The following is a 22,187-nucleotide window of genomic DNA, read 5'->3' as shown; positions in this document are numbered from 1 at the left end:
CATTCGGCACGTCGCCTTGGGCGACGGACCGAAACGGCACTTCCCCAGCCTGCTACGAGATTTCTCTGCGGATGATTTCTGCGCCGGCGCTGAGCGCATGCAGTTTGCCTCTGGCGACCCGGCGCGCCAGCGGCGCCATGCCGCAGTTGGTGCTCGGATAGAGCTTGTCGGCATCGACAAACTGCAGCGCTTTGCGCAGGGTGCTGGCCACGTCCTCCGGCGTTTCAATGGTATTGGAGGCCACGTCGATGGCGCCGACCATCACTTTTTTGCCGCGGATGAGTTCAATCAGGTCCATGGGAACACGCGAGTTCTGGCATTCCAGCGAGATGATGTCGATACTCGATTGCTGCAGCTTGGGGAACGACTCTTCATACTGACGCCACTCGGACCCCAGCGTATTTTTCCAGTCCGTATTGGCCTTGATGCCGTAGCCATAGCAAATGTGGACGGCCGTTTCGCACTTGAGGCCTTCGATCGCCCGCTCCAGGGTGGCAATCCCCCAGTCATTCACCTCATCAAAGAAAACATTGAATGCGGGTTCGTCAAACTGGATGATGTCGACGCCGGCAGCCTCCAATTCCCGGGCTTCCTGATTGAGGATCTTGGCGAATTCCCAGGCCAGTTTTTCGCGGCTCTTGTAGTGGCTGTCATACAGCGTATCGATCATCGTCATCGGACCTGGCAAGGCCCATTTGATGGGCTGCGTGGTTTGCTGGCGTAAGAACCGGGCGTCTTCGACAAACACGGGCTTGGGGCGGCTCACGGCGCCGACGACGGTCGGCACGCTCGCATCGTAGCGGTCGCGGATTCTGACGGTCTCGCGTTTTTCAAAATCCACGCCGCTCAGATGCTCGATGAACGTGGTGACAAAATGCTGACGGGTTTGTTCGCCGTCGCTGACGATATCGATGCCTGCGTGCTGCTGTTCCTGCAGCGACAGACGCAACGCATCCTGTTTTCCCTCAACCAGTTCCTCGTCTTGTAATTTCCAAGGGGACCACAGCTTTTCAGGCTGTGCCAGCCAGGAAGGTTTGGGCAGGCTGCCGGCGGTCGAAGTAGGCAATAATTTTTTCATGATCAGTAATTTCGTGTATGTGGGTTAATGAGAGAGCGTGGTCGCAGCCCATTGTTCAAGAATATTTTTGTATGGCTTGATGAAGTGCTCTTCTGTATATTTGCCCTGCTTGACAGCCAGCTGGCTGCGCTCTTCCCGGTCATACACAATTTGCGTCAGCGAGTAATCCTGGTTCTTCAGGCTGGGCTGATACAACTTCCCCGCCGCCGAATTGGCATTGTAGATTTCGGGCCGGTAAATCTTCTGGAATGTCTCCATCGTGCTGATGGTGCCGATCAGCTCCAGATTCGTGTAGTCGCCAAGCAGGTCGCCGACAAAATAAAAGGCCAACGGCGCCAAACTGTTTGGCGGCATGAAATAGCGCACCTGCAAGCCCATTTTTTCGAAATATTGATCGGTCGAGGAAAATTCATTCTGCTGATACTCGACGCCCAGTATCGGGTGATGATTTTCCGTCCGATGATAGGTCTTGCTGCTCGAGGCGCTGATGCAGATGACGGGCGGCTTGCTGAAGCGCTCCTTGTAAGCATTGGATTGGACAAAGTGTTTGAACAGCTTGCCATGAAAGTCGCCGAAATTATCCGGAACGCCGAAGGTGGATTTATCATTGTTGTGCTCTGGCAGCACGACGCTGAAGTCGTAATCGCGCACGTAGGAGGAGAAGTTATTGCCCGCGATCCCATCGATGCGTTCTCCGGTTTTTTTGTCGATAACGGTCGGTTTCAATATCTCGATCAATGGGATATTGCCGCCTTGGACATCGATATTCAACTCGACGGAAATGATTTCGAGTTCGACAGAGTAGCGGTCCGCCTTCGGGTTGTCCCAATGCGCCAGGCTGTTGAAGCGGCTGTCGATCATTTTCAGGGTGTTGCGCAAGTTTTCCTGGCGGCTCTTTCCCCTGGCCAGATTGGCAAAGTTGGTCGTCAGGCGCGTATTGTCTGCTGGATGATAATTTTCATCGAAAACAATGCTCTTGATGCTGAATGTAAAGTCTTTGCTCATGGTGATCTGGTGTCCCGATTTCTGCGAAAAAATCTGAATCTGGTGATGGCCGATTCAGTGTTTTAAAAAGTTCTGGTCTGCGTATCAGGCCGCGACCGCTTCGTTGGCGGCGGCTGGCCGCGCATGGCCCGTCAATTCGAGCAACGGCAATGCCCGCTGGACCGCCAGTGCGGCCCGCTGGATCAGGGCCTCGTTCTGCAGGCGGTAGTCGGCGAAATCCTTGTCGGTCGCGTACACGCCCAGCGGCAGGGTGCGTGCCTGGAAAAAGCTGAACAGCGGCCGCAACTGGTGGTCGATCATCAGCGCATGGCGCTCGCTGCCGCCGGTGGCCGCCAACAGGACGGGCTTGTCGATCAGGGCATCCTGGTCAATAAAATCGAAGAAGTGCTTGAACAGTCCCGTGTACGAGCCGCGGAAGACCGGGGTTGCCACCACCAGGATGTCCGCCTGCTCGACCGCCGCAAGTTCCCGCTCCACCGTATGGGGCAGTTGCGATCGCCAGCTCGCGCCGGCCAGCTGCGGTGCGAGCTGGCCCAGTTCGACCAGGCGCTGCTCGCACGGAACGGCGTCGGCGATCAGGTCCAGCAGGTGCGCTGCCAGGGCCGCAGCCTTGGACGGGCGTTGCAGCCCGCCGGAAACCGCTACTAAACGCAGTGGACGTGTCATGTTTGCTTTCATATGGATGGATGCGCGAGGGCCGACAACTGCCGGCAGCAAGGGGATCGATGATAGCGGCGGGGATCGATGAAGTATAATGGTCTTATTTCATACATCCATGAACATGGCTCATCTCAATGCTTGAACGCATCCACCTCAGCATCGTCCAGCAGGTCGAGAAACAGGGGTCCTTGACGGCCGCCGCGGGCGTGCTGCACCTGACCCAGTCGGCCCTGAGCCACAGCATGAAAAAGCTGGAGCAGCAGCTGGGTACCGATGTGTGGCTGCGCGAAGGGCGCAACCTGCGCCTGACGCAGGCCGGCCAGTACTTGCTGGCGGTGGCGAACCGGGTGCTGCCGCAGCTGGACCTGGCCGAAGAACGCCTGGGCCAGTTCGCGCAGGGCGAGCGCGGTGCGCTGCGCATCGGCATGGAATGCCACCCGTGCTACCAGTGGCTGCTGAAGGTGGTCTCGCCCTATCTGACCGCATGGCCCGACGTGGACGTGGACGTCAAGCAGAAGTTCCAGTTCGGCGGGATCGGCGCGCTCTTCGGCTACGAGATCGACCTGCTGGTCACGCCCGACCCGCTGTACAAGCCGGGGCTGACATTCGAACCCGTGTTCGACTACGAGCAGGTGCTCGTCGTGGCCAAGGGCCATGCCCTGGCGTCGGCCGCCTATGTGAAGCCCCAGCAACTGACCCAGGAAGTGCTGATCAGCTACCCCGTGGACATCGAGCGCCTGGACATCTATAACCAGTTCCTGCTGCCGGCCGGTGTCACGCCCAAGCGCCACAAAGCCATCGAAACCACCGACATCATGCTGCAGATGGTGGCCAGCGGCCGCGGCGTGGCCGCCCTGCCGCGCTGGCTGGTCGAGGAATACGCGCTCAAGATGGACGTGGTGCCTGTGCGACTGGGCGTGCATGGCGTGGCCAAGCAGATCTTCCTGGGGGCGCGCGAAACGGACACCGCCATCGACTACGTGCGGGCCTTCATCGCACTGGCGCGCCAGCCTGCCATCGCCAGTGCGCAGTGACCCCAGCGACGCCATCGGTCATCTCTTGATGCATCCCGCTCAGTCCAGGCCCGCTGGCAGCATCACGCACGCCTATTCGCTGGAAGTCAGTGCGAAGGACATGCCGGCGTTGAGCGCAGCGGCGCCCCGCATCGTGCCCGCGTCAACGATTGCCATTCCCTACCTGCCGCGCGAGGACAACGCTGCGCGGCTGGCCGCCGTGCGGACCGTGCGCGGACTCGGCTTCGAGCCCATGCCGCACTTGTCTGCGCGCCGCATCGCCTCGCTCGCCGGGTTTGAGTCATTCGTCCAGCGTGCCGTGGCGGAAGCGGGCGTCGAGCGCTGCTTCGTGATCGCCGGCGATCCATCCACCCCCGTGGGGCCGTTTACCGACAGTGCCGCGCTGATCGACACAGGCGTGTTCGAGCGCGCGGGCATCAAGGTGATCGGCGTGGGAGGTCACCCGGAAGGCCATCCGGTCATGAGTACGGCCGATCAGTGGAATGTGCTTGAACGCAAGTGCCGCAGCATCGTGCAGCGCGGCATGACGCCCTTGATCGTCACGCAGTTTGCGTTTGATGCCGACGTTGTATTGACGTGGTTGAAAGCGCTGCGCGCGCGCGGCATTGAACACCCGGTGCGCGTGGGCGTGCCGGGCCCCGCCAGCATCGCCGTGCTGGCCCGCTATGCCGCCTTGTGCGGCGTGAGCGCCTGCGCCTCGATGTGGTCCAAGTACGGCGTGTCCATCGGCAAGCTGTTCGGCACGGCGGGGCCGGACCTGTTTGTCGAGCGCCTGGCCGCCGGGCTGACCGAGGCACATGGCAAGGTCAGCCTGCATTTCTTTCCCTTTGGCGGCATCGCCCAGTCCGTGAAGTGGATAGAACAGTACCGTTCCCGCACCCACCCGGCTTCTGGGTAATGGCCGCCTCGCCGGCGGCAGCGCGCCGCCAGCGACAGGCAACATCCAGCCTGCTTACTCCACCGTCACCGACTTGGCCAGATTGCGTGGCTTGTCCACATCCGTGCCGCGCGCCAGTGCCGTGTGATAGGCCAGCAATTGCAGCGCGACCACGTGCAGGATCGGCGACAGGTCGCCGTAGTGCTCGGGCAGGCGGATCACGTGCAGGCCTTCGCCGGAGCTGATGCGCGAATCGACGTCGGCGAAGACGTACAGCTGGCCGCCGCGGGCGCGCACTTCCTGCATGTTCGATTTCAGCTTTTCGATCAGCGCATCGTTTGGCGCGATGGTGACGACGGGCATTTCATTCGTCACCAGGGCCAGCGGGCCATGCTTCAGTTCGCCGGCCGGATACGCTTCGGCGTGAATGTACGAAATTTCCTTCAGCTTCAAGGCGCCTTCCAGGGCGATCGGGTAGTGCATGCCGCGGCCCAGGAAGAGGGCGTTTTCCTTGCGCGCGAATTCTTCGGACCAGGCGATGATCTGCGGTTCCAGCGCCAGCACGGAAGCGATGGCGACGGGCAGGTGGCGCATGGCTTTCAGGTGCGCCGCTTCCTGTGCTTCGTCCAGGCGGCCGTTGACTTGCGCCAGGCACAGGGTCAGCAGGAACAGGCCCGCCAGCTGCGTCGTAAACGCCTTGGTCGAAGCCACGCCCACTTCCACGCCAGCGCGCGTGATGTAGGCCAGCGCGCATTCGCGCACCATGGCGCTGGTGGCCACGTTGCAGATGGTCAGGGTGTGCTGCATGCCCAGGCTGCGCGCATGTTTCAGGGCGGCCAGGGTGTCGGCCGTTTCGCCGCTTTGCGAAATGGTGACGACCAGGGTGTTCGGGTGCGGCACGCTGTCGCGGTAGCGGTATTCGCTGGCCACTTCCACGCTGACGGGCACCTTGGCGATCGCTTCGATCCAGTACTTGGCCGTCATGCCCGCATACGAGCTGGTGCCGCAGGCAAGGATCAGCACGCGGTCGATCTGCTTGAAGATGGCATAGGCATTGTCGCCGAACAGTTCCGGCATGATGCCCGTCACGCCTTCGAGCGTGTCGCCGATGGCGCGCGGCTGCTCAAAAATTTCCTTCTGCATGTAGTGGCGGTACGGGCCCAGCTCGGCCGCGCCCGTGTGCGCATGCACGGTTTTCACTTCGCGCTCGACGGGCTTGCCATCGACGTCGACGATCCAGCAGCGCGACAGTTGCAGGTCGACCACGTCGCCTTCTTCCAGGTAGATGATCTGGTCCGTCGTGCCGGCCAGGGCCATGGCGTCGGACGCGACGAAGTTTTCACCGTTGCCCAGGCCGACGATCAGGGGTGAACCCTGGCGCGCGGCCACCACGCGGTGCGGCTCGTCGCGGCAGAAGACGGCAATCGCATACGCGCCGTCCAGGCGTTTGACGGCCTGCTGCACGGTTTCAAACAGGTCGCCGTTGTACATGTGCTCGACCAGGTGGGCGATCACTTCCGTGTCCGTCTGGCTCTGGAAGACGTAGCCGAGGGCCGTCAGTTCGGCGCGCAGTTCGTCGTGGTTTTCGATGATGCCGTTATGCACCAGCGCCACGCGGGCGTTCTCTTCCGTTGGGGAAAAGTGCGGGTGGGCATTGAACGAGACAGGGGCGCCATGCGTGGCCCAGCGCGTGTGGGCGATGCCCGTAAAGCCGCTCAAGCCTTCTTCGGCGATCTGCTTTTCCAGCTCGGCCACGCGCGAGGTGGAGCGCGAACGCTGCAAACGGCCATCGGCATGCAGGGCGATGCCGCAGGAATCGTAGCCGCGGTATTCCAGGCGCTTCAAGCCTTCAAGCAGGATGGGAGTGATATTACGTTGCGCTACCGCGCCGACGATGCCGCACATGGAAACCTCTGTCTAAAATTTAATCAATGCATGCATGCTAATGCAGAGCGTGTGAAATAAGCTTTCTAAATCACGGAACTTTTGAATGAATATTTCATCATCATTTTACGGTGAAATATTATTTCATTTAGAATCAATTTATTTTCCAATTCATCACAATCATGAACGATAGCAACATTACCCTGGACGAGATCGATCGTCGCATCCTGAATGCCTTGCAAATTGATGCATCGCAAACCAACAGTGAGCTGGCGCGATCCGTGCACGTTTCGGCGCCCACCTGCTTGCGGCGCGTCAAGCATTTGATCGATAGGGGCGTCATCGAACGGCAGGTAGCCATCGTCGCGCCGCAACTGGTGGGCGCGCGCCTGACGGCCATCGTGGAAATCACGCTCGATGTGCAGGCGGCGGAACGCATGGCGGAATTCGAGCAGCTCGTGGCGATGGAAGCAGCCGTGCTGCAATGCTACCGCGTCTCGCCCGGGCCCGACTTCGTGCTGATGGTGCAGGTGGCCGACATGCCCGCCTACCACGCGCTGGCGCACCGCCTGTTTGCCGCGCACGCGAATGTGCGCAACGTGAAAAGCTATTTCTCCACGTTCCGCAGCAAATTCGAGACGCGCATCGCTGTGTGATTTCTTCGATTCAACTTACCCACCGCTTGCCCACAGATTTATACCGTGCTTTTCCACCGCTTATGCGACGCTTATGCACAAACTTATACACAAGCACCTGCATAGGTAACACGGAAGCAGGCAAGGGCAGCACGACGAGAGACGGCAGGAAACACGCCTGGACTGGCACGCGATGGCCAAGGCAGGCGCTGCGCCGTCCATGAAGAGCGACAGACAAGCAAGACAAAGTATCCACAGCGAAACTTGTACACCGCTTGCGCACAGCTTGCCAACAAGTTGCCAGCCCACTTATCGACAGGCTTATCCACAGCTGCTCAGCAGCGGCAGACGGACCGTTCAGGGGCGCACTTCGGCGTCGGCAAAGAAGCGATAGCCGGCATTGCGGGCGGTATTGATGGGCAGCGCCAGGCCCGCCGCCTGTTCGGCCTTGCGGCGCAGGCGGCTGATCTGGGTGTCCAGACGGCGCTGGTCGTAGGTGAGAAAATCCTCGCCCAGCGATTGCACGATCTGCTGGCGGCTGACGATGCGTTCCGGCTCGGCCATCAGCGCGTGCAGCACGGTGACGTCCTGTTGCGACAGCGCAATGGCGCCGCAGCCGGGCGGCAAGAGGCGGCGCGGTCCCAGTTCCAGCACCCAGGCCGTGGAGGGCGGCGCGGCGGCAGGCGGCGCACCGAGACGCCGGGCCAGCGCGCCCAGGGTGGCGGCCAGCTCGTCGAGGTCGGCGCTCTTGGGCAGGTAGTAGTCGGCACCACCGCCCAGTCCGTTGACCTTGTCCTGCGTGGCCCCGCGCGCCGTAAACACGACGATGCCGATGGGCTGCCCCTGCGCGCGCAAGGCGCGCACCAGCACCATGCCTTCGCCATCGGGCAAGCCCAGGTCGATGATGGCAATGCGGTGCACGGCTGGCGCGTAGCAGGCGTGGAAGGCGGCCAGGTCGGCCACGGCGCTGACGCGGTAGCCGCAATCGCCGAGAAACTCGGTCAACTCGTGGCGCAGCACAGCTTCGTCTTCAAGCAGGATGAGGTTCAACATGGCGCAAGGATAACCGATCGCCGTGGGGCCGGGAAGTTGTCTTTCTGACTGCCCCGCTGGCCGTGGTAAGCTGCGTCGCCATGAAAATCCTGCTCGCCATTTGCTTGTTGTTTACCGCCCTGTTCTCCCAGATTGCATCAGCGGCATCGGCGCCCCTGGTGCTGCCGGCCAGCGGGAAGCCCGTGTCCGCCAGCGGCCACCTGCAGATGCTGCGCGACACGACGGGTCGGCTGGGACCCGATGCGGCGCTGGCGGCGCCCGGCTGGCGCGCGCTGCCCGGCGCCGTCAGCGCCGGCTACACGCGGGACGCCGTCTGGCTGCGCCTGGAAGTGGCGCGCGCGGCCGCCGCTCCCGATGAATGGGTGCTGCGTTTCAGCAACGCCGTGCTCGACGACGTGCGGCTGTACCGCTGGGACGCGGCGGGCCACTGGATCTTGCAGGAGGCGGGCGCCGATGTGGCGCGCGGCAACTGGCCCATCGACGCGCGCCAGGTGGTGTTTCCGCTGCGCCTGCAGGCGGACACGCCGCAGCGCTGGCTGGTACGCCTGCACAGCAAAAAAGCCATGTCCACCGAACTGACCTTGTTGCCCAGCGAAACCTTCGACGATGTGTCGCGCCGCGAATACCTGTATTACGGCTTGCAGTTCGGCAGCTATTTGCTGCTGATCCTGTTCCATATCTTTTTCTGGCGCATGACGCGCGAAGCCCACAGCGGCTGGTATCTGCTGTACGTGCTGACGAATGCCACCACGGAAGCGCTGACGATCGCCATTCCCCAGCAGATTTTCGCCATGCCGAACTGGCTGTCCGATCCCATGCTGGGCGTGTCGATGGCGATGTCCATCGCCGTCGGGGCGCGTTTTTCCACTTTGCAACTGGAACTGCCGGCCCTGTATCCGCGCTTCAGCCGCGTGGTGGTGGGCTTGACGGCCGCCGCCGCGCTGTGCGGGGCGCTGCTGGTGCTGCACGGCGACTATGCGGCTGGCGTGCTCGTCGTGCAAATGACGGCCTTGCCATTGATCGTGCTGTTCATCACCCTGGCCAGCTGGCTGGCGCTGCGCGGGCATCGGCCGGCGCGCGCCTTCCTGTTTATCTTCGGCATCTTTTATGCGGGCGTGGTGGTCAGTTTCCTGCGCAATATGGCCATCGTGCCGCCGAACTTCTGGACCAACCATGCGGCCACCCTGGGCGCCTTTGTGCACATGATGCTGATGAGTCTGCGCCTCAACCGCCGCTATGCCGAATTGCGCCGCGCCAAGGACCGGGCACAGGCGGAAGCCGTCAGCGCCGTGCGCGCCCTGAATGAACGCCTGGAGGAGCAGGTGGCGCTGCGCACCGCGGCGCTGCGGCAGGAAATCGGCCGGCGCGCCGCGCTGGAAGGCGAATTGCGCGCCGCCCTGGAAGTGGAAACCCGCACCCGCGAAGAGCAGCAGGATTTCGTTGCCATGGTGTCGCATGAATTCCACACGCCCTTGGCCATCATCAATACCACGGCCCAGCAAATTGCCCGCAACACGGAAGCGCCGCGCGAGAAAACCCTGCAGCGCTGCCAGAACCTGCGCGAAGCCAGCGGCCGCATGACGGCGCTGGTGGATGAATACCTGAGCGCCGACCGCATGGAAACGAGCGCGGCAACCTTCCGCCCCCTGCCATGCGACTTGCGCGCCCTGCTGGCGGCCGTGCTGGCCGAATGGGCGCCCGGCCGCATCGAAGCGAGCGTGCAGGCGCTGCCCGACAGCGTCGTGGTGGATGCCAGCCTGCTGCGCGTGGCCCTGCGCAACCTGCTCAGCAATGCCGACCGGCACGCGCCGCAAGCCCTGGCCATCCGCGTGCAGGCGGGCATGCTCGATGACGGCCGCGTGCAGATTACCGTCAGCAACGAGGGAGAAGCGCTGCCCGCCGATGAAATCCCCCGCCTGTTCCAGAAATACTTCCGTGGCCGCATCGCCCAGCACAAACCCGGCGCCGGGCTGGGCCTGTACCTGGTGCAGCGCATCGCCGAATTGCACGGCGGCCAAGTGATACTGGCCAGCGCCGGCAACAACGGCACCATCAGTTTCGCCCTGCGCCTGCCCGTCTGATCCACCGCATGCACCTGCGCATTCCCGACTAAATCAGTCGGGAATCGCTCAGGTTTGCTCAATTTTAAATTTCCCTGTTCTGATATCTTTCCGCTCAGAAATCTTTGTAGCTTTTTATAACGATTGTATTCAAAAAAGCAATAAACAGAGCCGCAAACGGACGCCGTCCACGCACAGCACAGGAAAACATGCACCGCAATCAACTCGCCAGCTACCGCACCGCCCCTTCCTTGTTCGCCCCGCGTTCCTGACACGCTCTTTCCCATTGCCCGTTTGCGCCAGCCCGGCCAAGCCCGCCGGCGCACGGGCGTATCCCCCATTCATCTCAACAAGGACACAGCATGCACCGTCACGGATCGTTGAACCATATCTACCGCCTCGTCTGGAGCCAGGTCTTGAACGCCTGGGTCGCCGTCGCGGAAACCTCGCGCGGGCGCGGCAAGGGCAGCCGCCGCAAACTGGCCGCGGCAACGGCCGCCATGACGGCACTGGCGCTGGGAGGGCCGGCGCTGGCCGCGCCCACGGGCGGACAGGTGGTGGCAGGCTCGGCCAGCATCAGCCAGCAGGGCGGCACCACCACCATCCGGCAGGACAGCCAACAGGCAGCGCTGAACTGGAACAGTTTTAACGTGGGCGCCAATGAAACCGTCAACTTCGTCCAGCCCTCGGCCAGCGCGCTGGCCGTCAACCGCATCTTCGACAGCAACGGCACGCAGATCCTCGGCAAGGTCAACGCGAATGGCCAGGTGTACCTGATCAATCCGAACGGCGTGCTGTTCGGCCGCGGCGCGCAAGTCAATGTGGGCGGCCTGGTGGCCTCGACGCTCGACGTCGACAACGCCAGCCTGGGCGGCGCCAAGCATGCGTTTAGTGGCAATGGTACTGGCCGGGTCGTCAATGAAGGCACGCTGCGCGCGGCCGACGGCGGCTATATTGCCCTGCTGGGCCGGCAAGTAAGCAACCAGGGCAGCATTGCGGCCCGCCTGGGCACGGTCGCCCTGGGCGCCGGCAGCGCCGCCACCCTGAGCTTTGACGGCGCGCGCCTGCTGCAGTTGCAGATCGACCAAAGCACCCTGAACAACCTGGCCGAGAACGGCGGCCTGATCCGCGCCGATGGGGGCCAGGTGCTGATGAGCGCCGGCGCCCGCGATACGCTGCTGGCCAGCGTCGTCAACAACACGGGCGTCATCGAGGCGCGCGGCGTGGAACAGCGCGACGGCAGCATCGTCCTGCTTGGCGGCATGGCCGCCGGCACCACCCACGTGGCCGGCACCCTCGATGCCAGCGCCCCCGCAGGCGGCAATGGCGGCTTCATCGAAACGAGCGCCGCCCACGTGAAGATCGGCAACGACGCCCGCATCAGCACGGCGGCGCCGTCGGGCCGCGCCGGCACCTGGCTGATCGACCCCGTCGACTTCACCATCGCCGCCAGCGGCGGCGACATCAGCGGCGCCGTCCTGACGAACAATCTGCGCAACGGCAATGTGGTCATCCAGAGCACGCAAGGCAGCCATGGCACGGCGGGCGACGTGCATGTCAACGACCAGGTCAGCTGGTCCGCCAACCAGCTGACCCTGAACGCGCAGCGCAACATCAATATCAACGCCAACCTGAACGGTTCCGGCACGGCCAGCCTGGCACTGGAGTACGGCCAGGGCGCTGCCGCGGCAGGCAACACGGCCGTGTATCAGCTGGGCAACGGCGCGCAGGTGAACTTGCCCGCCGGGCAAAACTTCAGCACCAAACTGGGTGCGGACGGCGTGCGCACCGGCTACACGGTGATTACCCAGCTGGGCGCTTACCGCAGTGTCACGGGCACCGACTTGCAAGGGATCAATGGCAAACTGAACGGCAATTTTGTGCTCGGCGCCGACATCGACGCTTCCGCCACCGCCTCAGCCGCCTGGAATCCCGACTGGTGGGATGCGGGTTTCATGCCGCTGGGCAGGGACACGGGCTTTAGCGGCATCTTCGACGGCCTGGGACATTCCATCAACCAGCTCAGCATGATGTCCGGTTACGGCAACGGCAGCGGCCTGTTTTCCAGCACCACCAAGGATGGCCTGATCCAAAACATCGGTTTGAATGGCGGCCACATCAAGACCCACTATTACGCTGGCGGCCTGGTGGGTGAGAACCATGGCACGATCAGGAATAGCTATGCGGCACTCGACGTCAGCAGCACAAGCGTCAGCGGCGGGCTGGTGGCGCGCAACAACGGCACCATCATCGACAGCTACGCCACCGGCGCCGTCAGCAGCAATTGGCAAAGCGGTGGGCTGGTCGGCGAAAATATCGGCAAGATCATTAACGGCTATGCCACGGGCAGCGTGACGGGCCAAAGCATTGCAGGCGGCCTGGTCGGCAACAACATGGGATCGATCGACACTAGTTTCGCCACCGGCCTTCTGATCATCGCGCCTGGCGGCTACAGCGTGGGCGGTCTGGTCGGCAACAACGGCGCACTTCCCGCCACACGCAATAGTTTTTGGTCGATCGGCGGCACGGGCCAGACCACGTCGGCCGGCGGCACCGGCCTGACGGACGCGCAAATGCGTACGGCCAGCAGTTTCACGGGCTTTAACTTCACCACCACGCCTGGCGCAACGGGCAACAACTGGGTGCTGGTCAACGTGGACGGCGGTCTGAACAATGCTGGCGGCGCGGCCGGCGCCACATATCCGATGCTGGCATCCGAGTACTCGACCACCATCTACAACGCCCATCAGCTGCAATTGATGCTCATGGCCCCGGGCGCGGCCTACGTGCTGGGCGCCAACATCGATGCCAGCAGCACGGCGGGCGGCAAGGGTGTCTGGAGCAACGCCGGCTTCGTGCCCGTCGGCAGCGAGGCGCACCCCTTCACGGGCAGCCTGGACGGCCGCGGCTACACCGTCAGCGGCCTGACCATCGACCGGCCGACGTACGATTACGTGGGTCTGATCGGCTACACGAACCCAGGCTCGCTCATCAGCAATATCGGCCTGCTGGACGGCAGTGTGAAAGGTAATTTCGCCGTTGGCGCATTGGTCGGCTCGAACGCAGGCCTGGTCAGCAACAGCCATGCCAGCACCACGGTCAGCGGCGACAACAATGTCGGCGGCCTGGTCGGTGAAAACTACGGCGGCACGATCAGCGCCAGCCACGCCAGCGGCAAGGTCAGCGGCATCGCGGACCGCGTAGGCGGCCTGGCTGGCAGCAACAGCGGCAGCGTCACTGGCAGCTATGCCACGGGCGACGCCAGCGGCTTGCGCAATGTCGGCGGCCTGGTGGGCGACAACCGCGGCTATGACGGCGCCATCGCCCAGGTCAGCGGCAGCTATGCCAGCGGCAATATCACGGCAATCGAAGACAATGCCGGCGGCCTGGTCGGCTACAACAAGAGCGGCACCATCGCCAACAGCTACGCCAGCGGCAAGGTCAGCGGCGACCGCGATGTGGGCGGCTTGCTCGGTTTTAGTTCCCGCGCCACCGATAGCGTCAGCAACAGCTACGCCACGGGCGAGGTGCAAGGCAATGCCAGCACGGGCGCGCTGGTCGGCAGCAATGCGGGCGTGATCAGCAACAGCTTCTGGAAGAATTCGCCAACGGCACCGGGCGTCGGCGAAAACGAGGGCACCCTGACCAATGTGCGGGGCTTGAGCGACGCAGAGCTGCGCTCGCCATCGAGCTTCGATGGCTGGGACATGGCAACCAGCGGTGGCAGCCACGCCGTCTGGCGTATCTATGCAGGCCAGAGCACGCCGCTGCTGCGCAGCTTCCTGACGGCCCTGACCATCAACGCCGATGCCATCAGCAAGACCTACGATGGCAAGAGCTACTCCGGCGGCTTGGTCCATGCCCGCTATTCGCTGGCCGGCGCCGCCGAATCCGGGAAAATACTCTACAGCAGCAATGGCCTGTACGGCGCCATGCGCGATGCCGGCAGCTATAACGCCCTGGACAATTACGCGTACTCCGGCCAGCAAGGTTATGACATCAAGATGATGGCAGGGCCGCTCACGATCCAGCGCGCCGTTATCACGCTCGATGGCATGCGCACCTATGACGCCAGCACCAGCATGGCTGCCGGCCAGTTGACCATGCAGGGGCTGGTCAACGGCGAAAGTCTGTCCCTGTCCGGGAATGGCAGCCTCGATAACAAGAACGTCGGCGCAAACAAGCACATCAACAACGGCAGCCTGACGCTGGCGGACGGCCAGGGTGGCCTGGCGGACAATTACACGCTGGAAGGCGGCCAGCACCGTGCCACCATCACCCAGGCCACGCTGGCGGTGCAGGATGCGGGCGTGGCCAATAAAGTGTATGACGCCACGAACAGCGCCACCCTGACAGGCACGGCCAAGGTGCAGGCGCTGGGCAACGACCAGCTCAGCCTGACGGGCGGCAATGCGCATTTTGTCGACAAAAACGCGGGCAGCGCCAAAACCGTCACCCTCGGCGGCTTTGTCGTGCAGGGCGCGGATGCGGCCAACTATGTCCTCGTGCAACCGGGTCACGTGACGGCCGATATCGGCAAGGCCAGCATTACCGTCGCCGGCGTGGGCGCCGCAAGCAAGGTGTATGACGCGACGACCGGCGCCACCTTGACGGGCAAGGCCACCGTGCAAGCGCTGGGCGGCGACCAGTTGAGCGTGGCCGGCGGCGTCGCCCGCTTTGCGGACAAGAACGCAGGCCAGGGCAAGACCGTCATCGTTGATGGCTACCGCCTGCAAGGCGCCGATGCGTCCAACTATGTACTGCTGCAACCGAACAACATCACGGCCGACATCGGCAAGGCCAGCGTCACCGTCAGCGGCGTAGGTGCGGCAAACAAGGTGTATGACGCCACCACCGGCGCCACCCTGACGGGCACGGCCAGCGTGCTGGCGCTGGGCGATGACCAGTTGAGCGTGGCCGGCGGCAGCGCTTCCTTTGCCGACAAGAACGCCGGCAGCGCCAAGACCGTCACCCTCGACGGCTTTGCCTTGCAAGGCGCCGATGCGGCCAACTATGTGCTCGTGCAACCAGGCAAGGTCACGGCCGACATCGCCAAGGCCAGCGTCACCGTGACCGGCGTGGGTGCGGCAAACAAGGTGTATGACGCCACCACGGCCGCCACCCTGACGGGCAAGGCCAGCGTGCTGGCGCTGGGCGACGATGAACTGCGCGTCGCCGGCGGCAGCGCATCTTTTGCCGACAAGAACGCCGGCAGCGCCAAGACCGTCACCCTCGACGGCTTTGCCTTGCACGGCGCCGATGCGGGCAACTATGTACTGGTGCAACCAGGCAAGGTCACGGCCGACATCGCCAAGGCCAGCGTCACCGTCAGCGGCGTGGGGGCGGCAAGCAAAGTGTATGACGCCACCACGGCCGCCACTTTGACAGGCAAGGCCACCGTGCTGGCGCTGGGCGATGACCAGTTGAGCGTGGCCGGCGGCAGCGCATCCTTTGCCGACAAAAACGCCGGCAGCGCCAAGACCGTCACCCTCGACGGCTTTGCCTTGCACGGCGCCGATGCGTCCAACTATGTGCTCGTGCAACCAGGCAAGGTAACAGCCGATATCGGCAAGGCCAGCTTGCTGTTGACGGCCACGGCCACCAGCTTGACGGGTGGCCGCACGCCAGAAGGATTAAGCGGCAAGGTCAGCGGCCTGCTGGGCAGCGACACCCTGGCAGACGCCACCAGCGGCACCCTGGCCTGGACCAGTCCGGCCACGGCCAGCAGTCCGGCCGGCACCTACGCCATCACAGGCAGCGGCCTGGCTTCAAACGACTATGCCTTCGTGCAAGCCGAGGGCAATGCCGGCGCCCTGACCTTGAAGTCGGCCAGCCTGCCGCCGCCAGCCCAGGCTGCCGTCGTGCAACTGCAGGCGCAAGTGCTGGGCAGCGTGGCCGACACGCGTCCCGGCGCGCTGTCCGCCGCGCCCACCATCACCGTCACGCAGACGGATGCGCCGGCCGACACGGGCGCTGCCGGCAATGCCATGCCAAACACCACCATGCAGATCGGCAGCCGCGGCCCGGCCCTGCAAGTCGTCCTGGGCGGCGTCAAGCTGCCCGCCAACATGCTCAACGTAAATCAATAACACCATGACTCATTCATCGATTCCGCGACACCTGATGCAACAACCATTGCTGTCCCTGCTGCTGCTGGCCTTCGCGCCGCTGGCGGCTGCCCAGACCACCCCGGTCGTGCCCGACGCGGGCGCCATCCTGCGCCAGTTGCAGCCGGCCACGCCCGCCAATACTTCCCCCGGCGCGCCGGCGCTGCGCATCGAGCAGAAAGAGGGCGCGCCGCTGCCTGCCAGCGCGCCATTTTCCGTCACGCGCATCGAGATCGCCGGCAACAGCGCGTTCGATACGGCCACCTTGCAGGCGCTCGTCGCCGACGCCCAGGGCACGACGGTGTCGCTGGAACAGCTGGGAGAACTGGCTGCCCGCATCACCAGCTATTACCGGCTCAACGGCTATCCGCTGGCGCGCGCCATCGTGCCCGCCCAGACCATCCGCCAGGGCGCCGTGCGCATCGAAGTACTCGAAGCGCGCTACGGCCAGGTGGGCATCGACAACCGCAGCGACGTCAGCGACGCCTTGCTGAACGCCACCCTGGCGCCGCTGCAAACGGGCCAGACCATCAGCCAGGCAGAACTCGACCGCAGCTTGCTGCTGCTGTCCGACGTGCCGAATGTCGCCATCACGGCCACGCTCAAGCCCGGCGCCGAAGTGGGCAGCTCCGACCTGCTGGTCGATGCCTGGTCCGGTCCGCGCGTGGCGGGCGCTGCCTTCCTCGACAACAATGGCAACCGCTACACGGGACGCGCCCGCCTTGGCGCCACCGTGTACCTGTACAACCCGCTGCACCAGGGCGACGTGGCCAGCGCCAGCGTGCTCAGCTCGGGCAAGGGCATGTCGTATGCGCGTCTCGGCTATGACCTGCTGCTGAACGGCGCCGGCACGCGCGCGGGGGTGGCCCTGTCCGCCCTGCGCTACCGCCTGGAAGGCGCCATGCAGCCGCTGCATGCACATGGTACGGCCCAGGTCGCCAGTGGCTGGCTGCGCCATCCGCTGCTGCGCAGCCGCGAGGCCAATATGTCGATCCAGCTGCAATACGACCAGGTGCACTTGCGCGACCGCATCGACGCCAGCGCCATGCGCAGCGACCGCCGCCTGGATAACTTGAGCGCCACCCTCGGTGGCGACGTGCGCGATGCCTCCCTGGCCGGCGCCATCACCAGCTGGAGCGTGGCCGCGACGGCTGGCAAGCTCGACATCAGCGACCCGCTGGCGCGCCTGAACGACGCCTTCAGCGCACGCAGCCATGGCAATTACGCGAAATGGAATGTCAACCTGTCGCGCCTGCAAAACCTGGACCAGCGCAACGCCGTGTACCTGGCCTTCGCGGGGCAGTGGGCGGACAGCAACCTCGATTCATCCGAAAAGATGAGCGTGGGGGGCCCGTACACGGTGCGCGCCTATGACGTGGGCGCGGCCGCTGGCGACCTCGGCTATTTTGGCAGCGCGGAATGGCGGCATGAGCTCAGCGCCAGCGACGCGGGACAGTGGCAAGCCGTGGCCTTCGTCGACAGCGCGCGCGTGACGGTGAACCAGCAGCGCTGGACGCCAGGCCCGAACAGCGCGCGCCTGCACGGCGCCGGGCTGGGCGTGAACTGGGCTGGCGGGCAGCAATGGAATGCGCGCGCATTTGTCGCCAAGCCCATCGGCAGCACGCCCGTCCTGCTGGCCTCGCGCAGTTCCGCCCGCCTGTGGGTGGAACTCAATCGCCGCTTCTGATGCGGCAATGACAGCCGGAAGCCGGTTTCCGGCTGTCATTTGATCCAGCGCAAGACTTATCCACCAGCTTTCCACTAGCTATGCAGCGCTTTTCCACAGGCTTACCCACAGCATGAGCAGGGATGCTCACGGCAAAAACGCAGTTATCCTCACTTGTACCCACGCTATCCAGCGCTTATCCGCAGGCTTACGCACAGACTTATCCACAATACGCGGGTAAACGCCATTGCGGCCATCGCAGCGGCTTGAGATCGGCAGGAAATGGATGGGCAGGTGCATGACAGGCGGCATTGACAAATTTACCGACAGCTTATGCGCAGGCTTGCGCACAGGCTTATCCGCCACTTGTGCAGTGGCTTGCCCACAGAGTTATCCACATAAAAAAAGGCAGGCCACGTGGCCTGCCTGAGCGCAAGGATGGAAGTCGCGCTTACTTCTTGATTTTGACGGGACGTGTCCAGCCCTCGATGGTCACCTGGCGCGCACGCGACACGGTCAGCTTGCCTGCCGGCGCGTCTTTCGACAAGGTCGTGCCGGCGCCCAGGGTGGCGCCCTTGCCGACGGTGACGGGCGCGATCAGCTGGCTGTCGCTGCCGATGAAAGCATCGTCTTCGATAACCGTGCGGAATTTGTTCACGCCATCGTAGTTGCAGGTGATCGTGCCGGCGCCGATGTTGACCTTCGAGCCGATGGTGGCGTCGCCGATGTAGGCCAGGTGGTTGGCCTTGCTGTGCGCGGCGACCTGGCTGTTTTTCACTTCGACGAAGTTGCCGATATGCACGTCTTCCGCCAGGACGGTGCCCGGGCGCAGGCGCGCGTACGGGCCGATGATGGAAGCGGCGCCGACGACGGCATCCTCGATATGGCAGAAGGGCTTGATGTGCGCGCCAGCCGCCAGCGTGGCATTGATGATGACGTTGTGGGCGCCCACGCGCACGCCATCGCCCAGTTCCACCCGGCCTTCAAACACGCAGCCCACGTCGATGGTGACATCGCGGCCGCAAATCACTTCGCCCCGCACATCGATGCGGGCCGGATCGAGCAGGGTCACGCCCCGTTCCAGCAGCGCTTGCGCGATATTGTTCTGGTGGATGCGTTCCAATTGCGCCAGTTGCACCTTGCTGTTGACGCCCGCCACTTCCCATACGGCAGCCGGGTGGGCCGAGGTGACGGCCACGCCATCGGCCACGGCCTGGGCAACGATATCGGTCAGATAGTATTCCCCTTGGGCATTGTCGTTCGACAAGGCCGACAGCCATTGCTTCAGCTGCACGGTGGGCGCGACCATGATGCCGCTGTTGATCTCCTTGATGGCGCGCTCTTCCGGCGTGGCATCCTTTTCCTCGACGATGCGCACGATGGCGCCGTTGTCGCGCACGATGCGGCCCAGGCCGAACGGGTCGTCCTGTTCCACGGTCAGGATGGCCAGCTTGTCCTTGCCGGCCGCCTGCACCAGCTGCTGCAGGGAGGCGGCGCTGGTCAGCGGCACGTCGCCGTACAGGATCAGGGTCGGCACGGAGTCATCCAGCAAGGACAGCGATTGCTGCACGGCATGGCCCGTGCCCAGCTGCTGCGCCTGCTCGGCAGCGTCGATCTGCACGGCATGGTTCACCTTGTAGCCGTCGAGCAACTTCAGCACCGCTGCGCCCCCATGCCCGTAAATCACGCATAATCGGGACGGCGCCAGGGTGCGCGCCGTATCGATCACATGCGACAGCAGCGGCTTGCCAGCCAGCGGGTGCAGTACTTTGGGCAGGGCCGACTGCATGCGTTTCCCCATACCGGCGGCGAGAATGACAACGTTCATAGACCGTAATTTTTATAAGTTAAGAATATGAAAAAGTTTAACACGCAGGCCCCGTCTTCCACGCCCTTTAGCCGGTTTAGTTATGCCGTGCTGGCCCTCCTGCTGGTCGTCATGGCCGGCTGCAGCGGCTTGCGCCTGGCCTACAACAACGGCGATACCGTGCTGTACTGGTGGCTGAACGCGTACGTCGACCTGGACCGCGACCAGAAGGGCTGGGTGCGCGAAGACATCGACAAGCTGTTCGACTGGCACCGCAAGACGCAATTGAAGGATTACGTGGAAATCCTGCGCACGGGCCAGAAGCAGCTGCAGGGCAATATCACGCAAGCGGACCTGATGGCTGACTACGGCGAGATCAAGCAGCGCACCGAGGCGCTGCTGCTGAAGGCGGCGCCCGAGCTGGCCGATCTGGCCCGTTCGCTCAAGCCCGAGCAGATCGCGCAGATGGAAAAGAAGTTCAAGTCGAACAATGACGATTACCGCAAGAAATACCTGAGCGGCGACCAGGACAAGCGCCAGAAGCTGCGCTACAAGAAAGCCATGGAGCAATTCGAACTGTGGTTCGGCAGCTTCAGCAGCGAGCAGGAAGCCATCATACGCAAGGCGTCCGACGCGCGCCCGCTGAACAATGAGATCTGGCTCGACGAACGCATGCGGCGCCAGCAGAACGTGTTGAACCTGGTCAAGAAAATCCACCAGGAAAAACTCGGCAAGGAAGCCAGCGTGACCTTGATCAACACCCTGATCAAGGACAGTTTCGAGCGCCTCGAGCATTCCGAGCGCAAGGCCTTTTTTGACAGCTATGAAGCGAGCACGGCGCAGATGGTCTTGACGATGATCAAGATCGCCACGCCCGCGCAAAAAGCCCACGCCATCAAGCGCATGCAGGGCTGGATCGACGATTTCAATTCGCTCGCCAGCGCACCCAAATAAGCGCATGTGAACAGCAGCGCCAGCCGGGGGCCTCGCGCTGGGCGAGGGGGCCATATGCTATAGTGGCCGCCATCGAATCGAAGAAATCCCCATGCAAAAAAAGATTAAAAAACCCGCCAAAGTTCCCGTCCACCACGCGCCGCCACCGAACCAGGTGCGCATCATCGGCGGCCAGTGGAAGCGCTCCGTGCTGCCTGTTTTGCAGGCACTGGGCTTGCGCCCCACGCCGGACCGCGTGCGAGAAACCGTGTTCAACTGGATCAACCACTTGCGCGACGGCGACTGGGCCAATGCCCAGGTGCTGGACCTGTTTGCCGGCAGCGGCGCACTGGGCTTCGAGGCGGCCAGCCGCGGCGCGGCGTCCGTCACCATGGTCGACACGCACACGCCCGTGATCCGCCAGCTGGAAGAGAACAAGGCAAAATTGCGCGCCGACAACGTGCAACTGCTGCGCGGCGACGCGTTGCTGACGGCGCAAGGCCTGGCAGCGCGCGGCCAGCGTTTCGACCTGATCTTCCTCGACCCGCCATACCAGCAGGATTTCCTGGCGAAAGCCTTGCCGCTGTGCGCCAACCTGCTCAAGGAAGGCGGCATGGTGTACGCGGAATCGGGCTTGCCGCTGGTCTTCGACGAAGCCAGCGCCCTGGAAAAACCCGAGTGGATGGCGCCGTGGGAAGTCATCCGCGCCGACAAAGCGGGCACCGTTTATTATCATTTGCTAACTTACAACAAAGTGCCGGCAACTGCCTGAATCTGCCTATAAATGAGGCAAAAAGGCTCCCTGACCCGAGGCGTCGCACCAAGGTGGTCACCAATTTCAGGCATAATGCGCGTCTATATTGGTGCATCATCAGGGAGCCGCAATGGTTGTAGCCGTTTATCCAGGAACATTCGATCCGCTCACGCGCGGTCATGAAGATTTGGTGCGCCGCGCATCGGGTCTGTTTGACAAGCTGATCGTCGGTGTGGCCGACAGCAAGAACAAGCAACCGTTTTTCTCGCTCGACGAACGCCTGGAAATCGCCAACGAAGTGCTGGGCCACTATCCGAATGTGCAAGTGGAAAGCTTTTCCGGCCTGCTCAAGGATTTCGTGCGCAAGCACGAAGCGCGGGTCATCGTGCGCGGCTTGCGCGCCGTCTCCGACTTCGAATACGAATTCCAGATGGCGGGCATGAACCGCTACCTGCTGCCCGATGTCGAAACCATGTTCCTGACGCCGTCCGACCAGTACCAGTTCATTTCGGGCACCATCGTGCGCGAAATCGCGGCGCTGGGCGGCGACGTCTCCAAGTTTGTCTTCCCCTCGGTGAACCGCTGGCTGCAAAACAAGATTGCCGCCAACGCTGCCTCATCGCAATAAGTAAGA

Annotated in this window: 15 protein-coding genes; 9 read left to right on the top strand and 6 right to left on the bottom strand. The window is 63.3% G+C overall.

What is annotated here, in order from left to right:
• Positions 1–52 precede the first annotated feature (52 nt).
• The 3 genes from VPH41_RS22850 to msuE all read right to left on the bottom strand — a co-directional run bounded on the left by VPH41_RS22850 (position 53) and on the right by msuE (position 2,749).
• Entirely contained in the window at positions 53–1,078 is a 1,026-nt protein-coding gene (locus VPH41_RS22850) for a methionine synthase (protein ID WP_328571587.1), read from the bottom strand.
• A gap of 24 nt (positions 1,079–1,102) precedes the next feature.
• The gene (locus VPH41_RS22845; protein ID WP_328571586.1) at positions 1,103–2,083 is read right to left on the bottom strand and encodes a DUF1852 domain-containing protein; all 981 of its coding nucleotides are present in this window, start codon (positions 2,081–2,083) and stop codon (positions 1,103–1,105) included.
• An 84-nt stretch (positions 2,084–2,167) separates the two neighbouring features.
• A complete protein-coding gene (msuE, locus tag VPH41_RS22840; protein WP_328571585.1) occupies positions 2,168–2,749 on the bottom strand; it encodes an FMN reductase in 582 nt (193 codons plus the stop codon).
• A gap of 128 nt (positions 2,750–2,877) precedes the next feature.
• Here msuE and VPH41_RS22835 point away from each other — a divergent pair, with 128 nt between their 5' ends.
• The gene (locus tag VPH41_RS22835) at positions 2,878–3,777 is read left to right on the top strand and encodes a LysR family transcriptional regulator (RefSeq protein WP_328571584.1); all 900 of its coding nucleotides are present in this window, start codon (positions 2,878–2,880) and stop codon (positions 3,775–3,777) included.
• Between the two features lie 28 nt (positions 3,778–3,805).
• Positions 3,806–4,675: a methylenetetrahydrofolate reductase gene (locus VPH41_RS22830; RefSeq protein WP_328571668.1), complete on the top strand. Its 870-nt coding sequence runs from the start codon at positions 3,806–3,808 to the stop codon at positions 4,673–4,675.
• A gap of 54 nt (positions 4,676–4,729) precedes the next feature.
• Here VPH41_RS22830 and glmS read toward each other — a convergent pair whose 3' ends face one another.
• The gene (gene glmS, locus VPH41_RS22825; RefSeq protein ID WP_328571583.1) at positions 4,730–6,559 is read right to left on the bottom strand and encodes a glutamine--fructose-6-phosphate transaminase (isomerizing); all 1,830 of its coding nucleotides are present in this window, start codon (positions 6,557–6,559) and stop codon (positions 4,730–4,732) included.
• A gap of 161 nt (positions 6,560–6,720) precedes the next feature.
• Here glmS and VPH41_RS22820 point away from each other — a divergent pair, with 161 nt between their 5' ends.
• Positions 6,721–7,194, top strand: coding sequence for an Lrp/AsnC family transcriptional regulator (locus VPH41_RS22820; RefSeq protein ID WP_328571582.1), 474 nt, complete (start codon positions 6,721–6,723; stop codon positions 7,192–7,194).
• A 336-nt stretch (positions 7,195–7,530) separates the two neighbouring features.
• On the opposite strand, the gene VPH41_RS22815 is transcribed toward VPH41_RS22820, so the two are convergent.
• On the bottom strand, positions 7,531–8,226 hold the full coding sequence (locus VPH41_RS22815; RefSeq protein WP_328571581.1) for a response regulator transcription factor: 696 nt from the start codon (positions 8,224–8,226) through the stop codon (positions 7,531–7,533).
• Between the two features lie 80 nt (positions 8,227–8,306).
• On the opposite strand from VPH41_RS22815, the gene VPH41_RS22810 reads away from it, so the two are divergent.
• From VPH41_RS22810 to VPH41_RS22800, 3 genes are all read left to right on the top strand, one after another.
• The gene (locus tag VPH41_RS22810) at positions 8,307–10,307 is read left to right on the top strand and encodes a sensor histidine kinase (RefSeq protein ID WP_328571580.1); all 2,001 of its coding nucleotides are present in this window, start codon (positions 8,307–8,309) and stop codon (positions 10,305–10,307) included.
• A gap of 341 nt (positions 10,308–10,648) precedes the next feature.
• Positions 10,649–16,375, top strand: coding sequence for a YDG domain-containing protein (locus tag VPH41_RS22805; RefSeq protein ID WP_328571579.1), 5,727 nt, complete (start codon positions 10,649–10,651; stop codon positions 16,373–16,375).
• A gap of 34 nt (positions 16,376–16,409) precedes the next feature.
• Positions 16,410–18,080, top strand: coding sequence for a ShlB/FhaC/HecB family hemolysin secretion/activation protein (locus VPH41_RS22800; RefSeq protein ID WP_328571578.1), 1,671 nt, complete (start codon positions 16,410–16,412; stop codon positions 18,078–18,080).
• Between the two features lie 430 nt (positions 18,081–18,510).
• On the opposite strand, the gene glmU is transcribed toward VPH41_RS22800, so the two are convergent.
• On the bottom strand, positions 18,511–19,887 hold the full coding sequence (gene glmU / locus VPH41_RS22795; protein ID WP_328571577.1) for a bifunctional UDP-N-acetylglucosamine diphosphorylase/glucosamine-1-phosphate N-acetyltransferase GlmU: 1,377 nt from the start codon (positions 19,885–19,887) through the stop codon (positions 18,511–18,513).
• A 27-nt stretch (positions 19,888–19,914) separates the two neighbouring features.
• On the opposite strand from glmU, the gene VPH41_RS22790 reads away from it, so the two are divergent.
• From VPH41_RS22790 to coaD, 3 genes are all read left to right on the top strand, one after another.
• The gene (locus VPH41_RS22790; protein WP_328571576.1) at positions 19,915–20,820 is read left to right on the top strand and encodes a DUF6279 family lipoprotein; all 906 of its coding nucleotides are present in this window, start codon (positions 19,915–19,917) and stop codon (positions 20,818–20,820) included.
• A 91-nt stretch (positions 20,821–20,911) separates the two neighbouring features.
• The gene (gene rsmD / locus VPH41_RS22785; protein WP_328571575.1) at positions 20,912–21,571 is read left to right on the top strand and encodes a 16S rRNA (guanine(966)-N(2))-methyltransferase RsmD; all 660 of its coding nucleotides are present in this window, start codon (positions 20,912–20,914) and stop codon (positions 21,569–21,571) included.
• 112 nt (positions 21,572–21,683) lie between these two features.
• Entirely contained in the window at positions 21,684–22,181 is a 498-nt protein-coding gene (coaD, locus tag VPH41_RS22780) for a pantetheine-phosphate adenylyltransferase (protein ID WP_034752633.1), read from the top strand.
• Positions 22,182–22,187 lie beyond the last annotated feature (6 nt).

It is taken from the genome of Janthinobacterium sp. P210006, from assembly GCF_036231885.1.
GTDB lineage: Bacteria > Pseudomonadota > Gammaproteobacteria > Burkholderiales > Burkholderiaceae_D > Janthinobacterium > Janthinobacterium violaceinigrum.
The sequence above is the reverse complement of the archived record's forward strand: the minus strand, read 5'-3'. Positions and strand labels throughout refer to the sequence as shown.